General features: G+C 56.4%; 2 protein-coding genes. One reads left to right on the top strand and one right to left on the bottom strand.

All coding sequences use genetic code 11. The features are described 5' to 3' along the window. Nucleotides 1–380 (top strand): sugar-binding domain-containing protein (locus C9E82_RS23840; RefSeq protein ID WP_276312146.1); only part of this gene is annotated, 380 nt, incomplete at its 5' end. Nucleotides 381–877: 497 nt separating this feature from the next. On the opposite strand, the gene C9E82_RS24305 is transcribed toward C9E82_RS23840, so the two are convergent. After that, the coding region (locus tag C9E82_RS24305) for a TRAP transporter substrate-binding protein (RefSeq protein ID WP_147482386.1) at nt 878–1936 on the bottom strand (1059 nt) is incomplete at its 5' end.

The raw sequence follows: 1936 nt of genomic DNA, 5'->3' as shown, positions 1-1936 counted from the left end.
GGACTTGGCCGGCAATTTTGTATTGGAGGATTTGGGCTTCATCTTCGTTCCTTCGTCACTACGACGAAGCCCAAATCCTCCTTAAATCACAACCTCAAATCTGTGCCATGGGCGCTGACGGGGGACATCTGGAAGCTGCGGGAGCTATCGGCGACGCGCTTTGCCATTTCATAGATGCCGAGGGCAAAGTCGTTGATCACCCGGTCAATCGTCGGGTGCTGGCGATCCATCCTGACGATTTGCGTAGTGCGAAGACCCTTGTTCTTGCTTCGGGCGGTTGGCAGAAGCACGCTGTCATTCGTGCCGGTCTGATTCGACTGCAGCCACAGGTGCTGATTGTAGATGAGCACGTCGCGGAGCGCTTGATTGCTGGCAGGTGAGGCTGAAGTTTACCGTCTGTCGCCACGATCCGGCTCCAGCGCCAGCACGTCAAAATCGCCGGCTTTTATGTTGCGCTATTCGACCTGGCCGCACATCTTTTTGTCGGGCCAAGCGTATCGATGGCTGACTTCAGACCACTCAGAAATGCATCCATCCCGTCTCTCCTCCCTTGGCGTCCTGAGCAACGCAATCATGGACATGAGCTCATATGCAATAACATAAGTTCATATGTTATGTTGAGCTAAGTGTCAATCGTGGCGGCATAGGGAGCCCTGAGATCGATGCTTCGGGCCAAGGTCGTCGCCTTGATGAAGTTCAGCCTGAACGCGGAGGCGATGAGGGGCTTGGAGTAGTCATTAGTGATGCTCTGCCTCTTGGTACCGATACCACCAAAAGTCACGGCGTCATCATCGACATTAGCTGGCAGAAGTGTTCGCAGGAAGGTTCGCGGCGCCGCCACGAGGTTGTTCACCGATCGAGGCGGCGCTGTCCAAGGCTATTTCAGATACGCTCTATCCCGCCAGAGGCGGTAGTCTTCCCGGAACGCCGAATAGCTGTCGAACACCTGAGCGAAATCAGGGTTGGCGGCGGCTTCCTGAGTTGCGACTTCCTCCCATGCGCTACGGAACTCGGCAAGGATTTCAGGAGAGAGTTCGTGCAGGGTGACTCCTTGCTCCTCGGTCAGACGTGCCATTGCTTGAAAATTAAGCCCTTCACCATCGGCAATGCTCTTGACGATCTGCGCATCGCAGGCTGTGTGAAGCGCCGCCTGTTGGGACTGGGAAAGGCCGTCATACAGCGGCTTGTTGATGAGGATGTCGAGGAACGTGGACTGCTGGTGCCAACCTGGGAAGTAGTAGTGCTTGGCGATCTCATGGAACCCCAGTTTCTCGTCCTGCATCGGCATGGCGAATTCAGTTGCGTCGATCGTGCCCATTTCCAGTGCTGTGTAGATGTCTCCCGGCGCGAGCAACTGCGGCGCTGCGCCGAGTTTCTGGAGTACACGACCTCCCAGGCCGAGAAACCGGATCTTCAGTCCCCGGAATGCATCGGTAGAGGTAATCTCCTCGCGAAACCAGCCTGCCGATTCCGGGGCGACGATGGTGCAGGGGATCGAGACGAGATTATCTTTGGCTAGGAGGTTCGCCCATAGTTCTTGCCCGCCACCATGTCGCATCCAGGCGAGGTATTCGACTGCGTCAGGCCCAAAGGGCACCGATGCAAACAGCATATAGGCCGAGTTCTTTGATGCGTAGAACGCTGGCCCTCCCCACGCCGCCTCAATGGAGCCCTGCGAAACCGCGTCGTAATAGTCCAGCGCAGGTAGTAGCGCCCCTGGTTCGAAATGCCGCAGCTTCAGTGAACCGTCCGTCACTGTCTCAACGCGTTCTGCGTATTCCTTCGCGCCGGTGCCGTTGACGGGCAACTGACTGTCCCCCGTCAGCGCCCATGGCACAGATTTGAGGTTGTGATTTAAGGAGGATTTGGGCTTCGTCGTAGTGACGAAGGAACGAAGATGAAGCCCAAATCCTCCAATACAAAATTGCCGGCCAAG

The sequence above is a fragment of the Paracoccus sigandri genome, assembly GCF_003709565.1.
Taxonomy (GTDB): Bacteria; Pseudomonadota; Alphaproteobacteria; order Rhodobacterales; family Rhodobacteraceae; genus Paracoccus; species Paracoccus siganidrum.
Note: the sequence above shows the minus strand (reverse complement) of the source record. Positions and strands in the feature narration are given on the sequence as shown.